Genomic DNA, 14410 nt, shown 5'->3' on the forward strand with positions numbered 1-14410 from the left:
TACGCAAGGCCACTAGTCAGCCAGCGTTTTCAACAACGCGCGGGCGGCTGCGGAGGGCGGGCAGGTTTGCGAGGCGACCAAAGAGAACTCACGGTGCAGGGGCACGGCCACTGGCATCACCCGCAGGCCCTGGCGCTGGACAGGCAGTGTCACTTCGGGCACCAGGGTCACGCCGATGCCATCACGCACCAGGCTGAAGGCGCTGCTCCATTCGCGCACTTGCACGCGAATATCAGCCAAAGTCAGCCCCGCCTCGGCGGCCAGGCTGCGGGCATTGGCAGTGCAGCCGCCAGTGGCCAGTACAAACGGCTGTTGCAACAACTCCTCCAGCGTCAGCGTGGCATCCGCCGGACGCTGGGCCAGTGCATGCGCCTGCGGCAACACCGCCAGCCAGTTGTCGCGCCCCAACACCGTGGCATTGCGCTCCGGCTTGGGGTTGAGCACCACGCCCAGATCGATCAGGCCGGCGTCGAGCAAGGTGTTCACTTCGTTGTCGGTGACTTCCAGGGTGGTGACGTCGATGCCTGGGTACAGTTGAGCGAAACGCTGCAACAGCGGCGTCAGAAACGTCGCCAGCACCATGGGGAAACTGGCGATGCGAAGACTTCCACGCAACATCGGCCTGGCTTCGTCGACGGTGCTGCGAATCGCCTGCAAGGCGCCGAGCATCACCCGCGCCTGCTCGATCACACTCAGGCCCAGGGCGGTGGGCAAGGTCTGGCGCGGCGCGCGGGTAAACAGTTGCGCCCCCAGGGTCGACTCCATGCCTGCCATGGCCTGGCTGGCGGCGGACTGGGTCATGCCCACGTGCTCGGCGGCGGCGGTGATGCTGCCGTGGTCGGCAACGGCCACCAGCAGGCGCCAGTGCATCAGGTTCATCATGGCAGTAGCTGTCCTTATGGCAGGGCTCTGAAGGTTTAATTTTACGCACGGTGTCATGCCCGCGAGACTGGCGCAAATCCAACGGAGCTGCCCTCGATGAAACTGTATTACTTCCCTCACGCCTGTTCCCTCGCCCCACACATCGTGCTGCGGGAGTTGGCGCTGCCATTTGAGTTGGTGAAGGTGGATAACCAGGCAAAAACCACGGCCAACGGTGAGGACTTCCTACAGATCAACCCCAAGGGCTACGTGGCGGCACTGCAACTGGACAACGGCCAGGTGTTGACCGAAGCCAGCGCGATCCTGCAATACCTGGCAGACCTGAAACCCGCCGCCGGACTGGCCCCGGCCAATGGCAGCTGGGAGCGGGTGCGCTTGCAGGAATGGCTGAATTTTATTGCCACCGAGATCCATGGCGGGCTGGCGGTGTTCTTCAACGGAGCGATCCAAGGCGAAGTGAGGGCGATGTTCCAGGCCACACTGTTCAAGCGCTTTGCGATTCTGGTGCAGACGTTGGAGCGCCAGGACTATCTGCTGGGTTCGCAGTATTCGGTGGCGGATGCTTATCTGTTCGTGGTGCTGCGCTGGGCGGCGTTCCACGCTATTGATCTGCGCGAATGGCCGGCGCTGCAGGCGTTTGAACAAAGGGTCGGGCAGCGGCCGGCAGTGATTGCGGCACTGGCGGCAGAAGCTCAATGAGCTGAAATGGGATGAGCATGTGGGAGCCAGGCAGCTCCCACATCAGGCTTGAAACTCAATGGCCGAACAAACCACCCTCGGATTTCTTGGCTTTCTTGTCGGCGCGTTTTTCATCGGCGGTTTTTGCCGGTTTTTTCTTCGCGGCTTTCTTTGAATCCATACCTTTGGCCATGATGCGTACTCCACTGTCAGGGAACGTGACACTGGGTATACCACCTATTGCCCGACAGAAGGCGCTTATAATCGCGTCCCCTTCATCACGTCGTCTGAACACCATGCCCGAGTTGACCATCGATCTACTGGCAGACCCCCTGTGGCCGCTGCTGAACAAGTTCTATCGCAGCCACAATTGCTCGATGAAAGCGCTCAAGGGCGGGCGTTTGTGGGTCGCACGCGACGGCGAGATTGTCGCGGGCCTGTGCCTGACGCCGGTGGTGGGCGGGCAGTGGTTGACCGGGGTGTTTGTAGACCCGGCCTATCGCGGCCGGGGGTTGGCGGCAACCCTGATTCTGCAGGCGGTGGCCGCGTGCGAAGGCACCGTATGGCTGCTGTGCCATCCGGACCTGGAAGGGTTGTATCAACGCATGGGGTTCACTCAGGACACACTGCTACCGCAATCCCTCAGCGAACGTCTGGTGCGCTACAAACGCAACAAGCCGATGATCGCCATGGGCTTAGAACCGTTAGTGAGGTTGACCTCGGATAATGTGTGATCCGTGGGTACAGGGCCCATGCTAGCCTCGGCGACACAGTGGCCCCCTCACAGGATGATCATGAAAACGACGCTTGCAGCTTTCTGCCTCACCGCCCTCCTCGTCCCGCCCCTCAGCCAGGCCGCCGACGCGCCGATCAGCGCCAAGCAATACCAAAGCGTACTCGCCGGCAGCTGGCGTGACCCGGCCAATAGCGCCCGCGACGGTTATCGCCATCCACAACAGACCCTGGAATTCTTTGGCCTGGGCGCCAAACAGAGCGTGATCGAAATCACCCCGGGCGGCGGTTGGTACAGCGAGCTGCTGGCACCGCTGCTCAAGGACCACGGGCATTACATCGCTGCCGTACAGGCCGCGAGCAGCAGCGCCTACGCGCGTACGTCCGAAGAGAACCTGAAGAAGAAATTCGCCGCAGACCCGACGCGGTATGGCAAGGCCGAAGTCCTCGAGTTCGATCCCAAGGCGCCGGTGTTCGGCAAGCCGGGCTCGGCGGATGCGGTGCTGACCTTTCGCAATGTGCATAACTGGGTGTTGGCGGGCACCGCCGACGCGACCTTCAGCGCGTTTTACAAGGTGCTCAAGCCCGGTGGCGTACTGGGCGTGGAAGATCACCGGGCCAAGGACGGAGCAGACCTGGAAGCAATCAAGGACAGCGGCTACCTGACCACCGCCCAGGTGGTGAAACTGGCCACCGATGCCGGGTTCAAGCTGGCGGCGCAGAGTGAAGTGAACGCCAACCCCAAGGACACCAAGGATTATCCGGCGGGGGTGTGGACTTTGCCGCCGACGTTGAAGTTGGGCGAACAGGACAAGGCCAGGTATGTGGCAATTGGTGAGTCCGATCGGCTGACGTTGCGGTTCGTCAAGCCAGCCAAATAAACCTATTTGAAGTGCATTCCAACTGTGGGAACGGGCTTGCTCACGAATGCGGTGTACCAGTCACCTGATATGTCGGCTGAAACACCGCATTCGCGAGCAAGCCCGCTCCCACAGTTTTGCCTCATTGGGCTTGAAAGCTAATCGTCAGCCGTGGGGTCCATGTCGGGGAACATCACTTCGATAAATCCGAACTTGCTGAAATCGGTAATCCGCGACGGGTACAACCGGCCGATCAAGTGGTCGCATTCATGCTGCACCACCCGCGCATGGAACCCGTCGGCAACCCGTACGATCGGCTCGCCCTTGGGGTCGAAACCCTCGTAGCGAATCTGCTGGTAACGGTTCACCGCACCACGCAAGCCGGGCACGGACAGGCAGCCTTCATACCCCTCCTCCAACACCGGACTGAGCGGCGTGATCAACGGGTTGATCAGGATGGTCTGCGGCACCGGCGGCGCGTCCGGGTAGCGTTCGCTGGCCTCGAAACCAAAGATCACCAGTTGCAGGTCAACGCCGATCTGCGGGGCGGCCAGGCCGACACCACCGACGTGCTCCATGGTCTGGAACATGTCGTCGATCAATTGCCACAGCTCGGGGCTGTCGAACATCTCCGGCGGCACCGGTGGCGCGATACGCAGCAGGCGCTCGTCGCCCATTTTCAGGATTTCACGGATCATCGATCAGACTTCATCAGTAGTGGGCTTGGAATGGTCCCGGCCGAGGCCGGAGACATGCTGTTTTTCATGGGCTGGCTCGTCGAAATCCTTCGCGCCAGGCTCCTTGCCTTCAGCCGACATGTGTTCGATTACGGCATTCATCTCTGCCCCCAGCAGCAACACGGCGGCGGAAATGTAGAAATACAGGAGCAGCACGATGATCGCACCGATGCTGCCGTACATGGCGTTGTAGTCGGCAAACGTCTTGACGTAGTAGCCAAAGCCCAGGGACGCGACAATCCACACGACCACCGCCAATACCGAGCCTGGGGTGATGAAGCGGAATTTCTGTTTTACGTCGGGCATCACGTAGTACATGAGGGCCACGGCGAACATCAGCAGGATCACGATCAGCGGCCAGCGCAGGATGGTCCACAGGGTGACCACGAACTCCTGCATGCCGATCTGGCCCGCCACCCATTCCATCACTTGTGGGCCGAGCACCATCAGCGCCGCAGCGGCCAGCAGCATGCCGGCAATGCCGACGGTGTAGAAAATCGACAGCGGAAAACGCTTCCAGATCGGCCGGCCTTCGACGACGTCGTAGGCGGCGTTCATTGCGCTCATCATCAGGCGCACACCCGCTGAAGCGGTCCACAGCGCAATCACGATACCCACCGACAGCAGCCCACCCTTGGATTGCTGCAGCTGGTCGATCACCGGGTTGACCTGCTCCAGGGCTTGGGGCGGCAATACCAGCTCCGACTGCAGGCGCAGCCAGGTGAAGAAATCGGGCAGGTGCAGGAAACCAATCAGGGCGATGAGGAACAGCAGGAAGGGAAACAGCGAAAACAGCATCTGGTAGGCCAGCGCCGAGGCGTAAGTGGACATCTCGTCATCGACGAACTCTTTGACGGTGCGCACCAACACTTTATGTAGCTTGAGGCCATCAAGGACCGGAAAAATCATAGCGTCTCCTTTCGCCGCAAAAGATGAGTTCAAGGGCGACTCAGGGGCCGTTTTCTACATCAAGGTAGCTTATTTGGCGACCTTGAAACAATTTCGAAACTTTAACCGCATCCGGTGACAAAAAAACGGCCATCCGTGGATGGCCGCTCCGACTGCTCAAGTGCTGCCTTATTTGACGGCTTTCTTGACCGCGTCCTTGGTGTCACCAATGGCCTTTTCAACCTGGCCTTTCTTTTCCTGCACCACGCCTTCAGCGCGCAGTTTGTCGTTTCCGGTGACTTTGCCGATGCCTTGCTTGATGTTGCCGACGGCCTCGTCTTTCAAACCTTTTGCCTTATCCGCTGTGCTGCCCATGGTATTTCTCCAGAAGAACAATCAAGGGTTTTGGTCATTACGTAGAAATTGACCCGGGGCTGTCCGGCAGAGTTTCAATTATTTTCCACGGACATTTCATCGCCGGGCGCAGGTTTGGCTTTATGTTTTGTGGCCAACCCACGAGAATGCCCGGCACATTCAGGCTATAACGCTGAATAACAGATCCCGTAGGAAGGTTATGAAACTCAATAAAGCACAGGCCATCGCCCGCAGAAACACCGAACTGGGCGGTGCCGTACTCGGCGTCAACAACTGCCACTTCACCGACCTGGACCGCAAACGCAACATCTGGTGGTTCGATCTGCCGGTGGGCCGTATTGCGGTGGGCCAGTACGAGTGGATTCACCTGTTGATGCACAACGCCGAGACCGACCAGTTGCTGCACCTGAAGGTGCCGACGGCGTTTTTGCGCGAACACATCGAAGGCTTGGTGGTGCGCAATGCGGGCAAGCGCAAGCCGGAGATCACCCTGGAGCTGAGCGCAGACAAGGATTCCTTCCTGAAGGATGTGCGGCCAGCCGGTGCGGGTATCAGCTTCGCCCAGTTCGCCCTGTAAGAACCCGGTTCAAAAACTGTGGGAGCTCCCGCATTGGATTGGATTCCAATCCTGGAAATCAGCAGGCGTAAAAAACCCCGCATTCGCGGGGTTTTTTATGGGGTTACTTCTTGAGGCCGAGCTTCTTCAGCTCTTCATCACGCAACTCACGCCGCAGGATCTTGCCCACGTTGGTAGTCGGCAAGGCATCGCGGAATTCCACGAGCTTGGGCACCTTGTAGGCGGTGACGTTGGCGCGCATATGCTCCATCACCTGATCCTTGGTCAACGTGGCACCCGGTTTGACCACGATAAAGAGCTTGATGATCTCCCCGGACTTCTCGTCCGGCACACCGATGGCCGCGCATTGCAGTACGCCCGGCAGGCCGGCCAGCACGTCTTCGAGCTCATTGGGGTACACGTTGAAGCCCGAGACCAGGATCATGTCCTTCTTGCGGTCGACAATGCGCATGTAGCCATCCGGCTGGATGATCGCGATGTCGCCGGTCTTCAACCAGCCTTCGCTGTCGAGCATCTCGTCGGTGGCGTCCTGACGCTGCCAGTAGCCCTTCATCACCTGTGGGCCCTTCACGCACAGCTCGCCGGTTTCGCCCAGCGGCAACTCGGTGCCATCATCGGCGATGACCTTGCACACGGTGGACGGCACGGGAATGCCGATGGTGCCGATCTGGATATGCTGGATCGGGTTCACGGTCGCCACGGGGCTGGTTTCGGTCATGCCGTAGCCTTCGCAGATGCCACAACCGGTCACGTCCTTCCAACGCTCAGCGGCGGCCAGTTGCAGGGCCATGCCGCCCGACAGGGTGACCTTCAGCGCAGAGAAGTCCAGCTTGCGGAACGCCTCGTTGTTGCACAGCGCCACGAACAGCGTGTTCAGGCCGACAAAACCGCTGAACTTCCACTTGGACAATTCCTTGACCATCGCCGGCAGGTCGCGCGGGTTGCTGATCAGGATGTTGTGGTTGCCGATCAGCATCATCGCCATGCAATGAAAGGTGAACGCATAGATGTGGTACAGCGGCAGCGGCGTGATCAGGATCTCGCAGCCCTCATTGAGGTTCGAGCCCATCAGCGCCTTGCATTGCAGCATGTTGGCGACAAGGTTGCGGTGGGTGAGCATCGCACCCTTGGCCACGCCGGTGGTGCCGCCGGTGTATTGCAGCACGGCCACATCACTGCTGGCGGGGTTGGCGTCGCTGACCGGCTGGCCCTGCCCCTTGGCCAGCACGTCGTTGAACTTGATCGCCTTGGGCAAGTGATAAGCCGGGACCATTTTTTTCACGTACTTGATGACGCTGTTGATCAGCAGACGCTTGAGCGGCGGCAACAGGTCAGCGACTTCGGTGACGATCACATGCTTGACGGCGGTCTTGGGCACGACCTTTTCCGCCAGGTGCGCCATGTTGGCCAGGCAGACCAGGGCCTTGGCACCGGAGTCGTTGAATTGGTGTTCCATTTCCCGCGCGGTGTACAGCGGGTTGGTGTTGACCACGATCAAGCCGGCCCGGATGGCACCGAACACGGCGACCGGGTACTGCAGGACGTTGGGCAGTTGCACGGCGATGCGGTCGCCGGGCTTCAAGTCGGTGTGCTGTTGCAGGTACGCGGCGAAAGCACCGGACAATTCGTACAACTCACCGTAGGTGATTGTCTTGCCCAGGTTGCTGAAAGCCGGTTTGTTGGCGAAGCGCTGGCAGGACTGCTTCAGTACCGCCTGAATATTCGGATACTCGTCTGGATTGATTTCTGCAGCAATCCCGGCGGGGTACTTATCCTTCCAAAAGTCTTCGTTCATGGAAGCCCACTCCTCAGCGACGCGAATTCATCATCGCATTTGATGCGATTATTATTGGTGTATGTTTTTTTAAGGTGAATCTGGCGCTTTCAAGCAGGCCGAGACGTCACAAAGCGCGCCGAGAGTAGCAGCTTTGCCAAGGGCCGACTAGAGCCAAACGCGGGCCCTACAGTCATATTCGCGACTGTCCTACAATATTTGGTCACACTATAAACAGCACTTAATTTGCCTCGGGAAAGGCTCTGGAATAAGGCTTTGAGGACACCGAACAGCAAATGTGAGAGCGGGCTTGCCCGCGAATGCGGTGTACCAGTCACACAGATATGTCGACTGATGCACCGCATTCGCGGGCAAGCCCGCTCCCACATTTTTTGATTGCATTTCAACTCAGGGTCAGGCGATGTCGCGCAGTTCCCGCCGCAAGATTTTCCCTACAGGCGTCATCGGCAACGACTCACGCAACACAATATGCTTGGGCACCTTGTAGCCGGTGAAGTTGGTCTTGCAGTACGTCTTCAATTCCTCAAGGCTCACACCCTGGGCGCGGGCGACCACGAACAGCTTCACCGCCTCCCCCGTGCGCTCGTCCGGCACGCCGATCACCGCGCAGTTGGCCACCGCAGGGTGGGCCATCACCACATCTTCGATCTCGTTGGGGTACACATTGAAGCCCGAGACAATGATCAGGTCTTTCTTGCGATCGACGATGCTGACAAAGCCATCGGTGTCGATCACCGCAATGTCGCCGGTCTTGAGCCAGCCTTCGGCGTCGAGCGTCTCGGCGGTGGCCACCGGCTGCTGCCAGTAGCCCTTCATGACCTGCGGGCCCTTGATGCACAACTCGCCGCGCTCGCCCAAGGGCAATTCGCGGCCTTCGTCATCAATGACTTTCATCGCCGTGCCCGGCACCGGAATGCCCACGGTGCCCAACCGCGATTGGCTGCCGTAGGGGTTGGTGCTGGCGACCGGCGACGTTTCCGTCAGCCCGTAGCCCTCGCCGATGGTGCAGCCGGTCAGCGCTTTCCAGCGCTCCGCAGTGGCCTTGACCAGCGCGGTGCCACCGGAGTTGGTGATCTTGAGGTGGGAGAAATCCAGGGTCTTGAAGTCCGGATGATCCATCAATGCCACAAACAGCGTGTTCAACCCCAGCAGGCAGGAGAAGCGCCACTTCTTCAACTCCTTGATAAAGCCGCCGATGTCGCGCGGGTTGGTGATCAGCACGTTGTGGTTGCCGGTCACCATCATGCACATGCAGTTTGCCGTGAATGCATAGATATGGTACAGCGGCAGCGGCGCGATCATCACTTCCTGCCCCTCGCGCACCAGCGGTTGACCGTCGTCGTTGACCTGGGACATGCACGCCCGCGCCTGCTGCATGTTCGCCACGAGGTTGCCGTGGGTGAGCATCGCGCCCTTGGCCAGGCCGGTGGTGCCGCCGGTGTATTGCAGCACTGCGATGTCGTCCAGGGTCACGGGATGGCGGATCACGCCCAGGCCTGCGCCCATGCGCAACGCACGCTTGAAGGAAACGGCGCGCGGCAGGCTATACGCCGGGACCATTTTCTTGACCTTGTCGACCACGGTGTTGACCAGCCAGCCTTTGGCGGCGGGCATGAAATCGCCCATCTTGGCTTCGATCAGGTAGTCGATCTCAGTATCGGAGCACACTTCCTGCACCCGCGAACCGAACAGGTTGAGGTAGACCAGCGCACGCACGCCGGCGTCCTTGAACTGGTGGCGCATCTCGCGCGGGGTGTACAGCGGGTTGGTGTTGACCACGATCAGCCCGGCGCGCAGGGCGCCGAACACGGCAATCGGGTAATGCAGCACGTTGGGCATCTGCACCGCAATGCGCTCGCCGGGCTTGAGGTCGGTGTGCTGTTGCAGGTAGCCGGCGAACGCCGCACTTTGGCGCTCCAGCTCGGCGTAGGTCAGAGTGATACCCATGTTGCTGAACGCCGGACGGTCGGCAAAGGTCTTGCAGGAACGCTCGAAGACTTCGATCACCGACTTGTAAGAGGTGAGGTCGATGGCATTGGGAACGCCCGCGGCGCGTTTGTCATTCCAGAAATCAGGTTGCATTATTCTTGTCCTCTTACCTGAGTGTGTCCGGCCGCTTTTGCACTGCATACAAAGCGGAGCTTTGGGGACGTTAGCAGCTATGGCCAAACAGGCAAATACAGGAAAGAGCGTCATTAATTGCGTGAATCTTCCTACAAGGCCCTGCACTGATCAGACGCTTCCCGTGGGATGAGCTATACACTGCAACGACCCCGAGCAAAGGAACCGCCATGAACCACAGCACCTTCTGGCTGACCGCGAATGACCACAGCCGCCTGTATGTCAATCAATGGCTGCCGGACGGCCCCGCCAAGGCGATGATCATGCTGTCCCACGGCATGGCCGAGCACAGCGGGCGCTATGCGCGCCTGGCGCAGGCACTGTGTGCGGCGGGCTACGGCCTGTATGCACCGGACCAGCGTGGCCACGGCCGCACCGCCGACGAAGGCACCCTGGGCCTGTACGCCGAGCACGACGGCTGGAACAAAGTGGTGGGCGACCTCGCCAGCCTCAACCAGCATATCGGCCAGCAGCATCCGGGGGTGCCGATCATTCTGCTGGGCCACAGCATGGGCAGCTACATCGCCCAGGCCTATCTGCTGCATCACAGCGCCAGCCTGAGCGGCGCGGCTCTGAGCGGCTCGAATTTCCAACCCGTGGCGCTGTACCGCGCCGCCCGGGTGATCGCGCGCATCGAGCGGGCCCGCCAGGGCCTGCGCGGGCGCAGTGCGTTGATCGACTTCCTGTCGTTCGGCTCATTCAACAAAGCGTTCAAACCCAACCGTACGGCCTTCGACTGGCTCAGCCGCGACCCGGCGGAAGTCGACAAGTACATCAACGACCCGCTCTGCGGTTTCCGCTGCACCAACCAGCTGTGGGTCGACCTGCTCGGCGGCTTGCAGCAAATCAGCAAAGCGTCCAATCTCGCGCAGATCGATCCGGGTCTGCCGATCCTGGTGACCGGCGGCGAATGTGATCCGGTGAGTGAGGGCAAGCGTCTCACCCATCTGGCCAACGCCCTGCGTGAAGCCGGCTGCCGCCACGTGCAACTGACGATCTACCCGCAGGCGCGCCATGAAGTGTTCAACGAAACCAACCGTGACCAAGTGACCGCCGACCTGCTGACGTGGCTCGACCAGGCCCTGACCCTGCACAGGCCGGTCCGCTGCGAATAATGTTTGCTTTAGAATCAGCCGATTAAATTACCGATTAGCCACAGGATGCACCTTTAGATGACCCAGGTAACCAACACCCCGTACGAAGCCCTTGAAGTCGGCCAGACCGCCAGCTACAGCAAATTGGTGGAAGAGCGCGACATCCAGCTGTTCGCCGCGATGTCCGGTGACCACAACCCGGTGCACCTGGACGCCGAATACGCCAAGGCGACCATGTTCAAGGAGCGTATCGCCCACGGCATGTTCAGCGGTGCCCTGATCAGCGCGGCGGTAGCCTGCGAATTGCCTGGGCCGGGCACTATCTATATCGGCCAGCAGATGAGCTTTCAGAAGCCGGTGAAGATCGGCGACACCCTGACCGTGCGCCTGGAAATTCTCGAAAAACTGCCGAAATTCCGCGTACGCATCGCCACGCGGGTGTTCAACCAGCGCGATGAGTTGGTGGTGGATGGTGAAGCGGAGATTCTGGCGCCGCGCAAGCAGCAGGTGGTGACGCTGACCGAATTGCCGCCGATCAGCATTGGCTGAAATCTACACAATACAAATGTGGGAGCGGGCTTGCCCGCGAAAGCGGTGGATCAGTCACCAACACTGTGACTGAAAGACCGCATTCGCGAGCAAGCCCGCTCCCACATTCGTTACAGCGTAAGGCTTACGACTGGGCGCGAGCCTGGTTACGCAGCGCCTTCACCTGGTCGTGGTTACGTTGCACGCCGTGGTACTGACGCTCAACCAGGTCACGAATGCCCAACAGGTTGTGCTTGTTGATCTTCTCGATCGCTTCTTTGTAAGCCTTCAGTGCGTGGTCTTCACCGCGCTCGGCTTCGTTCAGTACCGCCTCTTCATCCTTGCCGGTGAGCATCGACTTCACGTCGACCCAGCCACGGTGCAGTGCGCCGGCAACGCTACCGGAATCTTCCGGATCGCCACCCAAGGCACGCACGGCAGTCTTCAGCTCGGCAGCAGCGGTGGCGCAGTCGGCGGAACGCTTGGCGAACAGCGCCTTGAGCTCTGGGTGCTTGATGTCTTCAGCGCACTCTTTGAAACCCTTTTGACCGTCGATGCTGGTTTCAATCAGGTCGTTCAGTACGGAGATCGATTCTTTAGTGATGTCAGTCATTTTTCAATTCCTTGTACGGGTTAAGAGGTTGTCTTAATGATTGCAGCGCCCGTGCCAGTTTTTTCAATAACAACTTTTCCTTTGTTTTCAATAACTTAAAAATATTTGAACCATCTGTATGTACGTTATTTGCATGATCTGTCAATTGGCCTTCATGCAGAATGCCTGTATTTTCAGGGCTCTCGACTCATTCGTCTGAAGCCCATGAACCCCGAAAAACTCGAACTGCTGATCACCCGCCAAATGCCCTTCGGCAAGTACAAGGGCCGGATCATCGCCGACCTGCCCGGCCCCTACCTGAACTGGTTTGCCCGAGAAGGTTTCCCCCACGGCGAACTGGGTGGGCTGCTGGCATTGATGCAGGAAATCGACAGCAACGGCCTGGCCGAATTGCTCGAACCGTTGCGCGTAAAACACGGCAAGCCCGCCCCCCGCCATTAAGAAAGAACCCCGCCATGCCAAGGAATGCCGATAACGAGCAACACTGGACCGCCATCGCCAGGCGCTATGAGCTGGAGCCTGGCCCGATCAATCTGGAAAACGGCTATTTCGGACGCATGAGCCGCGTCGTGCGCGCGCAGTATCTGGAACACGTGGCGTTTATCAACCGCAGCAATTCCCTGCATGTGCGCCAGCGTTTCGAGCAGGGCGAAAACGTCGAGATCCGCCGCCAACTGGCTGGGCTGATCAACGTCGACCCCGAGTCGGTCGCCTTCACCCGCAACGCCACCGAGGCCTTGCAGTCGCTGATCCGTAACTACAACCGCCTGGAGCCGGGGGATCAGGTGTTGATCAGTGACCTGGAGTACGACACGGTCAAAGGCGCCATGCGCTGGTTGGCCGGGGTTCGCGGCGTGGAGGTGATCGAACTGTCCCACGCGCACCCGGCGAGTTTCGACAGCCTGCTGCGCACATACCGCGATGCGTTCGCGCAATACCCACGTTTAAAGCTGATGGCGCTGACCCACGTCACCCATCGCACTGGCCTGGTGATGCCGGTCGAGGCGATCGCCAAGGCGGCGCGTGAATATGATGTGGATGTGATCCTCGACGGCGCTCACGCCCTGGGCCAGATCGACTTCAACCTCGCCGAACTGGGCATTCAGTTCGCCGGTTTCAATCTGCACAAATGGATCGGCGCGCCGCTGACCCTGGGTTTTCTGTACATCGCGCCCGAGCGCCTGGCCGACATCGACCCGGACATGGGCGAGTTTCACTACCCGCCCAGCGACGTGCGCGCACGCACGTCCTACAGCACACCGAATTTTCCGGCGCTGATGACCTTGCCCTTGGTGTTTGAGGAGCATCGAAGCCTGGGAGGCTCGGCGGCCAAGGGCGCGCGGGTGAATTACCTGCGTGACCTGTGGGTGAGCAAGGTGCGGCCGTTGGCGGGGGTTGAGGTGCTGACGTCGGATGATCCGCGCCTATATTGCGGGATTACGGCGTTCAAGTTTGTCGGAAGGGACCAGCAGGTGATGGCAGATCGTTTACTCAAGGACTACAACCTGTTTACCACCACACGGGTGGGCGCGGCGTTTGGGACCTGCATTCGGGTGACGCCGGGGTTGGTCACGTCGGCCGCGGACATCAATGCCTTGGTCACCGCCATCGCCGAACTCAACGCCGATTAAAACTGTGGGAGCGGGCTTGCTCGCGAATGCGGTGTGTCAGCAATACATCTGCAAGCTGAACCACCGCATTCGCGAGCAAGCCCACTCCCACACAAACCCATTCCAACTCAAGGAGTTACGCCGACATGAGAGGTTTTCTGCAGGCAAAAAAAAGCGGTACACCGACCAAGTGCACCGAAAAAATGCCGTCAAGCACAGCAACAACGATTCGATGAATCAGATCAATCCAGCAGCGCCAGCGCCTCGGCGGTGACTTCCTGAATGCGGGCCCAGTCGCCGTTCTTGATCCACTCAGGATCAAGCATCCAGCTACCGCCCACGCACATCACGTTTTTCAACGCCATGTAGCTTTTGATGTTGGCCGGACCAACGCCGCCGGTCGGGCAGAATTTCACTTCGCCAAACGGGCCGCCCAGGGCCTTGATTGCCGCGACGCCGCCGCTGACTTCAGCCGGGAACAGCTTGAAGCGGCGATAACCCAGCGCATAGCCTTCCATGATCCCGGAGGCGTTGCTGATGCCCGGCAGCAGCGGGATTGCGCTGTGTACCGAGGCTTCCAGCAGGTCGCGGGTGATGCCTGGGGTGACGATAAATTGCGAGCCGGCGACTTCGGCCGCTTCGAGCATATGGCGATCCAGCACGGTGCCAGCACCGGTGCACAGTTCCGGGCGTTGCTCGCGCAGCACCTGAATGGCCTTGAGGCCGTACTGCGAACGCAGGGTCACTTCCAGCGCGGTCAAACCACCGGCGGCCAGGGCATCGGCCAGCGGCAGGATGTCCTGTTCGCGGGCGATGGTGATCACCGGCAGGATCCGCGCCTTGGCGCAGAGGCTGTCGATCAGGGCAACTTTATCCGCCATGGACACGGTCGGTTGAGGGCTTTTCATAGCGGCTGATCC

16 protein-coding genes are annotated in these 14410 nt (G+C 59.9%); 8 read left to right on the top strand and 8 right to left on the bottom strand.

Annotation, left to right across the window (positions count from 1 at the left end):
* Window positions 1-12 precede the first annotated feature (12 nt).
* Complete coding sequence (locus LIY36_RS15435; protein WP_226456210.1) at window positions 13-882, bottom strand: LysR family transcriptional regulator; 870 nt, start codon at window positions 880-882, stop codon at window positions 13-15.
* A 96-nt stretch (window positions 883-978) separates the two neighbouring features.
* Between LIY36_RS15435 and gstA the strand changes: the two genes are divergently transcribed.
* The 3 genes from gstA to LIY36_RS15450 all read left to right on the top strand — a co-directional run bounded on the left by gstA (window position 979) and on the right by LIY36_RS15450 (window position 3173).
* On the top strand, window positions 979-1581 hold the full coding sequence (gene gstA / locus LIY36_RS15440) for a glutathione transferase GstA (RefSeq protein ID WP_192301035.1): 603 nt from the start codon (window positions 979-981) through the stop codon (window positions 1579-1581).
* Window positions 1582-1856: 275 nt separating this feature from the next.
* Window positions 1857-2294 (top strand): GNAT family N-acetyltransferase, encoded by a 438-nt coding sequence (locus tag LIY36_RS15445; protein ID WP_226456211.1) that lies wholly within the window; start codon window positions 1857-1859, stop codon window positions 2292-2294.
* 60 nt (window positions 2295-2354) lie between these two features.
* On the top strand, window positions 2355-3173 hold the full coding sequence (locus LIY36_RS15450; RefSeq protein WP_226456212.1) for a class I SAM-dependent methyltransferase: 819 nt from the start codon (window positions 2355-2357) through the stop codon (window positions 3171-3173).
* Window positions 3174-3310: 137 nt separating this feature from the next.
* On the opposite strand, the gene def is transcribed toward LIY36_RS15450, so the two are convergent.
* The 3 genes from def to LIY36_RS15465 form a co-directional block, all read right to left on the bottom strand.
* Window positions 3311-3850, bottom strand: coding sequence for a peptide deformylase (gene def, locus LIY36_RS15455; protein WP_226456213.1), 540 nt, complete (start codon window positions 3848-3850; stop codon window positions 3311-3313).
* A 3-nt stretch (window positions 3851-3853) separates the two neighbouring features.
* On the bottom strand, window positions 3854-4798 hold the full coding sequence (locus LIY36_RS15460) for a YihY/virulence factor BrkB family protein (protein WP_226456214.1): 945 nt from the start codon (window positions 4796-4798) through the stop codon (window positions 3854-3856).
* Window positions 4799-4966: 168 nt separating this feature from the next.
* The gene (locus LIY36_RS15465) at window positions 4967-5152 is read right to left on the bottom strand and encodes a CsbD family protein (protein WP_192301030.1); all 186 of its coding nucleotides are present in this window, start codon (window positions 5150-5152) and stop codon (window positions 4967-4969) included.
* Window positions 5153-5351: 199 nt separating this feature from the next.
* Here LIY36_RS15465 and LIY36_RS15470 point away from each other — a divergent pair, with 199 nt between their 5' ends.
* Entirely contained in the window at window positions 5352-5729 is a 378-nt protein-coding gene (locus tag LIY36_RS15470; RefSeq protein WP_226456215.1) for a hypothetical protein, read from the top strand.
* Window positions 5730-5832: 103 nt separating this feature from the next.
* Here LIY36_RS15470 and fadD1 read toward each other — a convergent pair whose 3' ends face one another.
* Together fadD1 and fadD2 are read right to left on the bottom strand one after the other, a co-directional pair.
* The gene (fadD1, locus tag LIY36_RS15475; protein WP_226456216.1) at window positions 5833-7524 is read right to left on the bottom strand and encodes a long-chain-fatty-acid--CoA ligase FadD1; all 1692 of its coding nucleotides are present in this window, start codon (window positions 7522-7524) and stop codon (window positions 5833-5835) included.
* Window positions 7525-7917: 393 nt separating this feature from the next.
* Window positions 7918-9606, bottom strand: coding sequence for a long-chain-fatty-acid--CoA ligase FadD2 (fadD2, locus tag LIY36_RS15480; RefSeq protein ID WP_226456217.1), 1689 nt, complete (start codon window positions 9604-9606; stop codon window positions 7918-7920).
* A gap of 209 nt (window positions 9607-9815) precedes the next feature.
* On the opposite strand from fadD2, the gene LIY36_RS15485 reads away from it, so the two are divergent.
* Window positions 9816-10760 carry an alpha/beta hydrolase gene (locus LIY36_RS15485; protein WP_226456218.1) on the top strand — a complete coding sequence of 315 codons (945 nt, stop codon included), beginning with the start codon at window positions 9816-9818 and terminating at the stop codon, window positions 10758-10760.
* Between the two features lie 57 nt (window positions 10761-10817).
* Complete coding sequence (locus tag LIY36_RS15490) at window positions 10818-11288, top strand: MaoC family dehydratase (protein ID WP_010208208.1); 471 nt, start codon at window positions 10818-10820, stop codon at window positions 11286-11288.
* A 124-nt stretch (window positions 11289-11412) separates the two neighbouring features.
* On the opposite strand, the gene LIY36_RS15495 is transcribed toward LIY36_RS15490, so the two are convergent.
* Window positions 11413-11880, bottom strand: coding sequence for a ferritin-like domain-containing protein (locus LIY36_RS15495; protein ID WP_192301026.1), 468 nt, complete (start codon window positions 11878-11880; stop codon window positions 11413-11415).
* A 204-nt stretch (window positions 11881-12084) separates the two neighbouring features.
* Here LIY36_RS15495 and LIY36_RS15500 point away from each other — a divergent pair, with 204 nt between their 5' ends.
* Together LIY36_RS15500 and LIY36_RS15505 are read left to right on the top strand one after the other, a co-directional pair.
* A complete protein-coding gene (locus LIY36_RS15500) occupies window positions 12085-12321 on the top strand; it encodes a DUF3820 family protein (protein ID WP_135289383.1) in 237 nt (78 codons plus the stop codon).
* A gap of 14 nt (window positions 12322-12335) precedes the next feature.
* Window positions 12336-13511, top strand: coding sequence for an aminotransferase class V-fold PLP-dependent enzyme (locus tag LIY36_RS15505; RefSeq protein ID WP_226456219.1), 1176 nt, complete (start codon window positions 12336-12338; stop codon window positions 13509-13511).
* A gap of 221 nt (window positions 13512-13732) precedes the next feature.
* Here LIY36_RS15505 and LIY36_RS15510 read toward each other — a convergent pair whose 3' ends face one another.
* Complete coding sequence (locus LIY36_RS15510; protein ID WP_226456220.1) at window positions 13733-14398, bottom strand: bifunctional 4-hydroxy-2-oxoglutarate aldolase/2-dehydro-3-deoxy-phosphogluconate aldolase; 666 nt, start codon at window positions 14396-14398, stop codon at window positions 13733-13735.
* Between the last annotated feature and the right edge of the window lie 12 nt (window positions 14399-14410).

It is taken from the genome of Pseudomonas sp. AF03-9, from assembly GCF_020515815.1.
In the GTDB taxonomy this organism is placed as follows: Bacteria; Pseudomonadota; Gammaproteobacteria; order Pseudomonadales; family Pseudomonadaceae; genus Aquipseudomonas.

Excerpts from the sequence above, each read along its gene's own strand:
- LIY36_RS15435 (WP_226456210.1), bottom strand. The coding sequence starts at position 882 with ATGATGAACCTGATGCACTGGCGCCTGCTGGTGGCCGTTGCCGACCAC.
- gstA (WP_192301035.1), top strand. The coding sequence starts at position 979 with ATGAAACTGTATTACTTCCCTCACGCCTGTTCCCTCGCCCCACACATC.
- LIY36_RS15445 (WP_226456211.1), top strand. The coding sequence starts at position 1,857 with ATGCCCGAGTTGACCATCGATCTACTGGCAGACCCCCTGTGGCCGCTG.
- LIY36_RS15450 (WP_226456212.1), top strand. The coding sequence starts at position 2,355 with ATGAAAACGACGCTTGCAGCTTTCTGCCTCACCGCCCTCCTCGTCCCG.
- def (WP_226456213.1), bottom strand. The coding sequence starts at position 3,850 with ATGATCCGTGAAATCCTGAAAATGGGCGACGAGCGCCTGCTGCGTATC.
- LIY36_RS15460 (WP_226456214.1), bottom strand. The coding sequence starts at position 4,798 with ATGATTTTTCCGGTCCTTGATGGCCTCAAGCTACATAAAGTGTTGGTG.
- LIY36_RS15465 (WP_192301030.1), bottom strand. The coding sequence starts at position 5,152 with ATGGGCAGCACAGCGGATAAGGCAAAAGGTTTGAAAGACGAGGCCGTC.
- LIY36_RS15470 (WP_226456215.1), top strand. The coding sequence starts at position 5,352 with ATGAAACTCAATAAAGCACAGGCCATCGCCCGCAGAAACACCGAACTG.
- fadD1 (WP_226456216.1), bottom strand. The coding sequence starts at position 7,524 with ATGAACGAAGACTTTTGGAAGGATAAGTACCCCGCCGGGATTGCTGCA.
- fadD2 (WP_226456217.1), bottom strand. The coding sequence starts at position 9,606 with ATGCAACCTGATTTCTGGAATGACAAACGCGCCGCGGGCGTTCCCAAT.
- LIY36_RS15485 (WP_226456218.1), top strand. The coding sequence starts at position 9,816 with ATGAACCACAGCACCTTCTGGCTGACCGCGAATGACCACAGCCGCCTG.
- LIY36_RS15490 (WP_010208208.1), top strand. The coding sequence starts at position 10,818 with ATGACCCAGGTAACCAACACCCCGTACGAAGCCCTTGAAGTCGGCCAG.
- LIY36_RS15495 (WP_192301026.1), bottom strand. The coding sequence starts at position 11,880 with ATGACTGACATCACTAAAGAATCGATCTCCGTACTGAACGACCTGATT.
- LIY36_RS15500 (WP_135289383.1), top strand. The coding sequence starts at position 12,085 with ATGAACCCCGAAAAACTCGAACTGCTGATCACCCGCCAAATGCCCTTC.
- LIY36_RS15505 (WP_226456219.1), top strand. The coding sequence starts at position 12,336 with ATGCCAAGGAATGCCGATAACGAGCAACACTGGACCGCCATCGCCAGG.
- LIY36_RS15510 (WP_226456220.1), bottom strand. The coding sequence starts at position 14,398 with ATGAAAAGCCCTCAACCGACCGTGTCCATGGCGGATAAAGTTGCCCTG.